The 8,105-nt window shown below is 35.2% G+C and carries 8 protein-coding genes; 7 read left to right on the forward strand and 1 reads right to left on the reverse strand.

Features of this window, described 5'->3' with window-relative positions; genetic code table 11:
* Nucleotides 1-19 precede the first annotated feature (19 nt).
* From SOM12_RS23825 to SOM12_RS23850, 6 genes are all read left to right on the forward strand, one after another.
* Nucleotides 20-3,124: a CusA/CzcA family heavy metal efflux RND transporter gene (locus SOM12_RS23825; protein ID WP_320495842.1), complete on the forward strand. Its 3,105-nt coding sequence runs from the start codon at nucleotides 20-22 to the stop codon at nucleotides 3,122-3,124.
* Between the two features lie 199 nt (nucleotides 3,125-3,323).
* The gene (locus SOM12_RS23830; RefSeq protein ID WP_095931598.1) at nucleotides 3,324-3,764 is read left to right on the forward strand and encodes a hypothetical protein; all 441 of its coding nucleotides are present in this window, start codon (nucleotides 3,324-3,326) and stop codon (nucleotides 3,762-3,764) included.
* Nucleotides 3,765-4,031: 267 nt separating this feature from the next.
* Nucleotides 4,032-4,367: a hypothetical protein gene (locus tag SOM12_RS23835; RefSeq protein ID WP_141248179.1), complete on the forward strand. Its 336-nt coding sequence runs from the start codon at nucleotides 4,032-4,034 to the stop codon at nucleotides 4,365-4,367.
* A 73-nt stretch (nucleotides 4,368-4,440) separates the two neighbouring features.
* Nucleotides 4,441-5,235, forward strand: a complete 795-nt coding sequence (locus SOM12_RS23840) for a helix-turn-helix transcriptional regulator (protein ID WP_320495844.1) — start codon at nucleotides 4,441-4,443, stop codon at nucleotides 5,233-5,235.
* Between the two features lie 310 nt (nucleotides 5,236-5,545).
* Complete coding sequence (locus SOM12_RS23845) at nucleotides 5,546-5,968, forward strand: DoxX family protein (protein ID WP_320495845.1); 423 nt, start codon at nucleotides 5,546-5,548, stop codon at nucleotides 5,966-5,968.
* 20 nt (nucleotides 5,969-5,988) lie between these two features.
* Nucleotides 5,989-6,333 (forward strand): dimethylsulfonioproprionate lyase family protein, encoded by a 345-nt coding sequence (locus SOM12_RS23850; protein ID WP_250836493.1) that lies wholly within the window; start codon nucleotides 5,989-5,991, stop codon nucleotides 6,331-6,333.
* An 83-nt stretch (nucleotides 6,334-6,416) separates the two neighbouring features.
* On the opposite strand, the gene SOM12_RS23855 is transcribed toward SOM12_RS23850, so the two are convergent.
* On the reverse strand, nucleotides 6,417-6,851 hold the full coding sequence (locus SOM12_RS23855) for a cupin domain-containing protein (RefSeq protein ID WP_320495846.1): 435 nt from the start codon (nucleotides 6,849-6,851) through the stop codon (nucleotides 6,417-6,419).
* Nucleotides 6,852-7,041: 190 nt separating this feature from the next.
* Between SOM12_RS23855 and SOM12_RS23860 the strand changes: the two genes are divergently transcribed.
* Nucleotides 7,042-7,968 carry an SMP-30/gluconolactonase/LRE family protein gene (locus SOM12_RS23860; protein ID WP_320495847.1) on the forward strand — a complete coding sequence of 309 codons (927 nt, stop codon included), beginning with the start codon at nucleotides 7,042-7,044 and terminating at the stop codon, nucleotides 7,966-7,968.
* The last annotated feature ends 137 nt before the right edge of the window (nucleotides 7,969-8,105 follow it).

Genomic DNA, 8,105 nt, shown 5'->3' on the forward strand with positions numbered 1-8,105 from the left:
GATAAACACCATACAAGACATGAAAAAATTTGTACAAGGATTAGTTGCTTTCTCGTTAAAAAACTCCCTCATAGTTTTTTTCCTGACCGCTATATTACTAGTCGCCGGTATCGTGAGTTACATTCACACACCAATTGAAGCCTTTCCCGACGTAACCAATACAAGGGCAAGAATTATTACACAATGGCCAGGAAGAAGTGCCGAAGAAGTGGAGAAATTCATCACGCTTCCTATTTCCAAACAAATGAATACGATTCCGAAAAAAGCCGAAGTACGTTCTATTTCGCTTTTCGGTTTATCGGTTGTAACCGTATTATTTGATGATGGCGTTGAGGATTTTTACGCACAGCAATACGCCTCAAACCGTATGGGCGGACTCGATCTTCCCGAAGGAGCAGATGCAGAAATCGATCCGCCTTCTGGTGCAACGGGTGAGATCTTTAGATATGTTATTAAAAGTGATTTGCCTATCAAAGAAATTCAGGCCATTCAGGACTGGGTTATTGAAAGAGAATTGGTTGCCGTTCCCGGAGTTGCCGATGTGGTAAGTTTTGGTGGTGAAGAAAAAATGTTCGAAATCAAAATTAATCCAACACAGTTAGAAAATTACAATCTTTCGGCTTTAGATGTTTACGAAGCGGTTTCAAAAAGTAATATCAATGTGGGCGGAGATGTTATTCAGCGTGGCGATCAGGCTTATGTTGTTCGTGGCGTTGGATTAATCAATAAAGTCGAAGATATTGGCAATATTTTAATTGAAACCAAAGGCGGAGCTCCCGTTTTAGTAAAACACGTAGCCGAAGTTTCGATCTCAGCAAAACCAAGATTAGGACAAGTCGGTTTAGATGAAAATGATGATGTTGTTGAAGGAATTGTCGTAATGCTTCGCGGAGAAAATCCGGGTGAAGTGATCAAAAGACTTAAAGAACGTTTGACCGAACTGAACGAAAGAGTTTTACCCGATAATGTAAAAATAGTTCCATTTATCGATCGTACCGAATTGGTGAATACAACCGTAAAAACGGTTACTAAAAACCTTGTTGAAGGTATTTTACTGGTATCGCTAATCGTGTTTATTTTCCTTTACAACTGGAGAACTTCGCTGATTGTGGCATCTGTAATTCCGCTTTCATTTTTGTTTGCTATTGTAATGCTGAGAATTCAGGGATTGCCTGCCAATTTAATTTCGATGGGAGCTTTAGACTTTGGATTACTGCTCGAAGGAACGCTCGTTATTGTCGAACAAGTCTTTGTTTCCCTCGAAAATAAAGCGCATAAAGTGGGTATGGAACGCTTTAACAGCATGAGTAAAATGGGATTGATCAAGAAAAGTGTGGGCAGTGTTGCCACGTATATTTTCTTTGCCTTAATCATTTTGATTGTGGCCTTGATGCCTATTTTCTCTTTCACGAAAGTAGAAGGAAAAATGTTCTCTCCCCTAGCCTTTACACTAAGTTATGCGCTATTAGGATCATTGCTTTTATCGCTTACCTACGTTCCTGCAATGTGTAAAGTCATGCTGACCAAAAACATTGTAGAGAAAGAAAATATGATTTCGCGTTTCTTTAGAGAAAACCTTTTTAAACTGTTTCAATGGAGTACCAAACATCGTAAAGCTACTTTCTATGCCTTTTTAGCTTTATTAGCAGTTTGCTGTGCAAAGTTTGCTTTTTACGGATCAGAGTTTATACCGAAACTGAATGAAGGTGCTATTTATGTAAGAGCGACATTGCCAAATAGTATCAATCTTGATGAATCGGTTCGATTGACTAAGGAAATGAAAGCAAAAATCAGAAAGTTTGAAGAAGTTAAATTTATATTGACGCAAACCGGAAGACCAAACGACGGAACAGACCCGACGGGATTTTTTAATATCGAATTCCATATCGAATTAAAACATAAAGACGAATGGAAACACGATATTTCTAAAGAAGAATTAATAGCCGAAATCAAAAAAGTACTCGATGTATATCCTGGAATTGCCTTTGGTTTCAGTCAGCCAATTCAGGATAATGTGGAAGAATATGTTGCAGGAGTTAAAAGTCCGCTCGCGATTAAGATTTTTGGAAGTGATCTTTTTCAATTGGAAGAAATGGCCGCAAAAGTTGCTAATTCAATCAAAGATGTAAAAGGAATTGAAGATATTAATGTCTATAAAAATATTGGTTTACCCGAGTTAAGAATTCAGCTTGACGACGAAAAAATGGCGCGTTACGCAGTTACCACTGCCGATGCGCAAGCCGTAATCAGAATGACGATTGGCGGACAAGCGGCAACCAAGTTTTATGACGACGAAAAGATATTTGACATCACACTGCGTTTTGAAAAAGAATATCGTGATTCTAAAGAAAAGATCGAGGGCATTCTTATTCCGACCTTAAATGGTAAAAAAGTGCCTTTAAAAGAAATTGCAACGGTAGATTATAAAACAGGTCCGACCTTTATTTATCGCGAAGGAAACAGCCGTTACATCGCCGTAGGTTTTAGTATTGAAGGACGAGATTTGGGAAGTACAATTGAAGAAGCGCAGAAAAAAGTAGCTGCCGAAGTAAAACTTCCAAAAGAAAATGTCATGAAATGGGCAGGAGAATTTGAAAGTAAAGAAAGAGCAACCAAACAATTGGCAATGATTATTCCTGTGGTTTTGGTTTTAATTTTATGCCTGCTGTATTTCAACTTTGGTAATTTCAAAGACACCATGATTGCTGTAACTGCAATGCCTTATGCCTTTATTGGCGGATTCCTGTCGCTTTGGGTAACGGGAACCGTCTTCGGAATCTCAGCGGGAATTGGATTTATTATTCTCTTTGGGGTGAGCGCGATCGACAGTATTGTCCTCATTGGAATGATTAGGGAAAATATGCGAAACGGAATGCATTTAAGAGATGCTATTTCAGAAGGAATTCACAGCAGAATTCGTCCTATTGTGATGATTGCCCTTATGGGATCATTAGGATTATTACCTGCTGCGTTATCCACCGGAATGGGTTCTGAAGTGCAAAAACCACTAGCTATCATGATTGTGGGCGGATTAATAACGTGTATGATTTTATCGCTTACCGTTTTACCGCAAGTATTCTACTGGTTTTACCGCAAAAAAGATCCAAGCAACACAGCATCTTAATCTTACTTCTATATAAATTGAAAAAGCACCTTTAGACATTTGGTTTATAAGGTGCTTTTATTGAAATACAACGCATCGTAAAAATACCCTAAAATGATACAATTAAAACTTTTAAGGGCGCATTATTTCAAAAACACATTTTACAAAACATCAATTAAGTGATTTAAAACCATAGTATTCTTTTTTAAATTTTCTTTTTATGAAACAGAAATCTGACCATAAAGAAGCTGGCGAAATAACAGAAACGGAGTTACTGCATCATGTCAGACTTAGTATCAATCCGAAATTTCAGGATTGGGTTTTGTTTAAAAACGGAACGTATATCATTTTTGAACATGCAGATGAAATTTCCAATTTAGAGCATAAAGCACTAAAATTGATAAAAGAGTTTGGTCCCGTTTACACAGAACGATCAGAAGATTTTGATGTCACAGATTTAAAAAATACAGAAGGCTGGATTGTTTCTGGACATGGATATGGAATGTATACGTATGTAAGTCCGCAAGAAATAAAATCTAAAAAGCCAGATACAATAACCATTGGTTTATCAGGTCGAGGAAAAAGAGATTTAGACGGCAGAAATCCTATTATTATTCATATTAATAGACAAAATTGTCAGCAAAGAGATTATGAAAGATGATGTTGTAAACGAATGACTTTTATTATGTTTTCTTTTTGGCAGATTACAAATTACTTTACACATTCTTAGAAATATCACATTCTATTTTTTTTTGCAATTTACTCAAGGACAGCACCTCATTGGTCGCTGTCCTTTTTATTTGCTTTTTTTGAAAACTACTCTTTTTATTCAAAACTTTTAACTTTTAAAAAAACTTTTTAGAATACTATTAGTAAAATGTGTAATTTTAATTTTACTGTTTCAAAGACAAATCAAATTCCAACTCTTATGCCACTAACAAAAAAAATCACAGAGTTAACGTCCAAAAAATACAACACCAATATTACTATTATGGGGGACTATGAGGACAGCAACAATACTTCGATTCTCGACAATGACAATGGGACAATCTTAGTCGTTTCAGATAGAGACCAATTCTATTTTAGAGACCAGCAGCGTAATCTCTGGCTGTCAGTTCTAGATTCATTTCATATAGATGGAACACAACATCATCCAGAGCTTGGAGATTCCTATACACTTAATCACGGAGTACAATACAGTTTTACCACAAAAGAGACAATTGTAGAAATGGCTTCTAATTATTTTGAAAGGCACGCAGATTGATATTACGAAAGAAGTAAAATAAATTCTCAAAATACTATTTTAGCTATCGGGATTGCGATTAAATAAAAAATAAATGATTGATATAAAGACGTTTGAACAGGCAGAAGATTTAAAACATCCTCGGCGTGTATTAAAATATGTCCTTCTTTTTTGTACATCTGGCGAAATAGCGCTTTCGGTAGATGAAAACGAATATCTAATCACAAAAAATTCGGTCTTAACGATAACGTCTGGTCAAATTCATTTCATAAAAAACAGCAGCAACGCAACCGGATTTGTTCTCGAATTTACCTATGATTTTTTCTGCAAAAATGATAACGACATCGAGCTCATTTTCCACAACAGTTTGTTCTGCCATTTTGCAATGAATGAAGTGATAAAAGTAGATGACGACAAATTGGTTGTCGATGCTTTACAGCTTATTCAGCAGGAAATTGCCCAAAAACCGTATCAATACCTCATCTCTATTCATTCTAGAATTCAATTGATTTTAATCGAAATCAACCGTTCTAAAATAAAACTTGGAGAAGAAATCTACAAACCAGACGCTCTGTTTCTCCATTTTCTGGAAGCTATTCGAGGGAATTTTGATAAAAATCTTTCGGTAAATGAAATTGCCAATTTAATCGGCACAACCGAAACCAAACTAAACGAACTCTCTAAACTGCATTGCAATAAAACTGCACAAAATATCATTTTTGGACTGATAATTTCTGAAGCAAAACGTTTGTTTACTTATGAGAAATTATCGGTAAAAGAAACCGCTTATGCTTTAGGTTTTAATGATCCTTTCTATTTTTCAAACTTCTTTAAAAAACACACAAATATTTCTCCTAAATCTTATAAGGAGAAAGTAGTGCAAGTGTAGCCATCTTCCAAGCTTTTTCCTTTCGTTGCGAAAATTGCTCGCAGAGTCGCAGAGTCGCAAAGTTTTTTCTCATTTTTATGTCATTTCGACGAAGGAGAAATCTTCGTGAGAAGCTCCACAAAGATTGGCTTTTAGAGTCGGAGCCACTTGCGAAGATTTCTCCTTCGTCGAAATGACAAATAGTGCGTTATAGTAGTCAAAAGACTTTTTGACTTAAAGCATAATTACATGCTTTTTCCAAGATTCTCTATTCTTTAAAAAGAGCTGCTGCCTGATCTTTGTATCTGATTAATTACTAATAAAATAGTTTATGAAAAGATATCAGGATTATGCCATTTTGCTTTTACGAATCGCAATGGCAATTGGATTTTTGTCTGCGGTTTCGAGTCGGTTGAGTTTGCTTGGAAAACAATCTTCGGGATGGGAAAATTTTCTGGCTTACGCCGAAGAAGTAAATTCTTTTTTACCTAAAAGTTTTATTCTGTCAATTGCAATTATCAGCACTTTTCTAGAGACTTTATTTGCTGTTTTATTGCTGATTGGATATCAGACTAGAAAAACTGCTCTTGGCGCTTCTGTCTTAACTTTTCTATTTGCGCTGGCAATGACTTATTCTTTCGGAATAAAAGATCCTCTTGATTATTCTGTATTTGTCTTTTCCATGGGCGCTTTTCTCTTAGCAACCACCGACAAATACCGATGGAGTTTGGATGAAAATCTTTTGAAAAATTAACTAATTAAATTTGAATAATTATGGAAACTAAAATCACAAAAAGCAATGAATTAGAGTGGAAACCACTTCAAGAAGAAGGTGTAAAAACAGACGGAATTTATGCTAAAGTATTACGCTTTGATGCAGCTACTAACCGTCCACCTACTTTTCTTTTAAAATTTGAGCCCGGCGCGTCCTACCCAAATCACGTGCATCCCGCTGGCGAGGAAATTTATGTTCTAGAAGGCGAAGTACGCTCTGGAAAAGACGAATTAAAAGCTGGCGATTATTTGTACATGCCACCAGGAAGCACGCATTCTGTGTTTTCTAGAACTGGCTGTACGCTTTTGTTTATGATTCCTGAAGAAGTTGTGGTATTGAAGTAAATAAAATATTCAATAGCCTCCCGAACAGCTGCGTAAAGTCAGAGACATTTGCGCAGCTGTTAAAAGATATTACAAAAGATTTTTTACCTCAAATCCTTTTTAATGACCAAATATTTCAAATCTGTTTTCCCTGCATTACTAATTCCGTGCTCAGCATTTGGCGGACAATAGAAACTGGTATTTGGACCAGCTGTAACGGTTTTTCCGTCAAGGAAGAATTCGGCGGTTCCTTCTAAGATATAGAAAAATTCTTCTTCAGGATGATGATGTGGCGCGTGCGTCGATTTTCCTGGCTCGACAATGCTCATTTTCAAAGTATTTTCCTGAGTAAAATCTTTATTGGCAAACCAATATTGATAACCTACCTTCGTTTTGGTGGCTTTGTTTATATCAAAATGATTGACACAGTTTTCTATTGTGTATTGTGGTGCTGTAGTTTCTTTTTTGATTTCCTGAGAAAAAGTCTGCTGGAAAAATAAAACTGCAATTGTGGTTTTTAGGATAGTTAGCGTTTTCATTTTTTTGTTGTAATGTTACGAAAAAATGCTTTTGATAAATTGCGATTAAAATAAAATTCTAATTTTTGTCTTTAAAATCATATTCTCCAAAAAATTTTCAACTATGGGCAAATTTGCTCCCGACTTTGCAGAATATCAAAAATAAAAATTACTTTTAAAAACGCTTCAAAAGCAACTTTTAAATCTATTTATGATGAACCCATTCCAACTTAAAATAAAATCATACTTTTTAATTCTTATTACTTTAACTTTTACAAATTTTATATACGCTCAGACATCAAAAGAAAAAAGTCATTCCATAATAGCAAAAGGCGCAGTTCTCACAAAACTATCAAATCAATTCAGTTTTACAGAAGGACCTGCTTCGGATAAAAAAGGAAATATTTATTTTACGGATCAGCCTAATAATAGAATTATGAAATGGTCGGTTAATGGTAAACTTTCTGTTTTTATGGAAAATGCAGGAAGAGCTAATGGTTTGTATTTTGATCACACAGGCAATCTTTTGGCTTGCGCCGATGAAAAAAACGAACTTTGGAAAATAGACAAAAACAAAAATTATACTGTATTGATAAATAACTTCGAAGGAAAAAGACTGAATGGTCCTAATGATCTTTGGGTTGACCCAAAAGGCGGTATCTATTTCACCGACCCTTTTTATAAAAGGGATTACTGGACACATACCTCCAAAGAAATAGAGAAAGAATGCGTTTACTATTTATCTCCAGATAAATCCAAAATTATAAACGTTGAGAATGATCTTGTAAAACCAAATGGAATTATTGGAAGTTCGGATGGAAAAACCTTATACGTAGCAGATATAGGAGCAAATAAAACGTACTCTTATACAATCGAAAGTAATGGCTCCTTAGGTAAAAAAACGCTGTTTACTGAATCAGGTTCAGATGGAATGACTATAGACGAATCGGGAAATATTTACTTATGCGGAAACGGGGTTACCATATTCAATCCACAAGGAGAAAAAATAGCTCATATTGATGTTCCTGAACCTTGGACAGCTAATGTTTGTTTTGGAGGAAAAAAATTTAAAACATTATTTATTACTGCTAGTAAAAGTGTTTATACGATAGAAATGAATGTTCGCGGAATGAAGTAATCAATAAATCATCGATTTTATTATCGATTTTTCACAATCTTGTCATTTCGATTTCTATGATAAAACCAAATCTTTTTCATAAAAGGTTTGGTTTTTTATTACTGCAAAAACTCTATGGATTATTTTGTTTCTCACAG

It is taken from the genome of Flavobacterium sp. CFBP9031 (assembly GCF_034044945.1).
Lineage (GTDB): Bacteria > Bacteroidota > Bacteroidia > Flavobacteriales > Flavobacteriaceae > Flavobacterium.

Excerpts from the sequence above, each read along its gene's own strand:
- SOM12_RS23825 (WP_320495842.1), top strand. The coding sequence starts at position 20 with ATGAAAAAATTTGTACAAGGATTAGTTGCTTTCTCGTTAAAAAACTCC.
- SOM12_RS23830 (WP_095931598.1), top strand. The coding sequence starts at position 3,324 with ATGAAACAGAAATCTGACCATAAAGAAGCTGGCGAAATAACAGAAACG.
- SOM12_RS23835 (WP_141248179.1), top strand. The coding sequence starts at position 4,032 with ATGCCACTAACAAAAAAAATCACAGAGTTAACGTCCAAAAAATACAAC.
- SOM12_RS23840 (WP_320495844.1), top strand. The coding sequence starts at position 4,441 with ATGATTGATATAAAGACGTTTGAACAGGCAGAAGATTTAAAACATCCT.
- SOM12_RS23845 (WP_320495845.1), top strand. The coding sequence starts at position 5,546 with ATGAAAAGATATCAGGATTATGCCATTTTGCTTTTACGAATCGCAATG.
- SOM12_RS23850 (WP_250836493.1), top strand. The coding sequence starts at position 5,989 with ATGGAAACTAAAATCACAAAAAGCAATGAATTAGAGTGGAAACCACTT.
- SOM12_RS23855 (WP_320495846.1), bottom strand. The coding sequence starts at position 6,851 with ATGAAAACGCTAACTATCCTAAAAACCACAATTGCAGTTTTATTTTTC.
- SOM12_RS23860 (WP_320495847.1), top strand. The coding sequence starts at position 7,042 with ATGATGAACCCATTCCAACTTAAAATAAAATCATACTTTTTAATTCTT.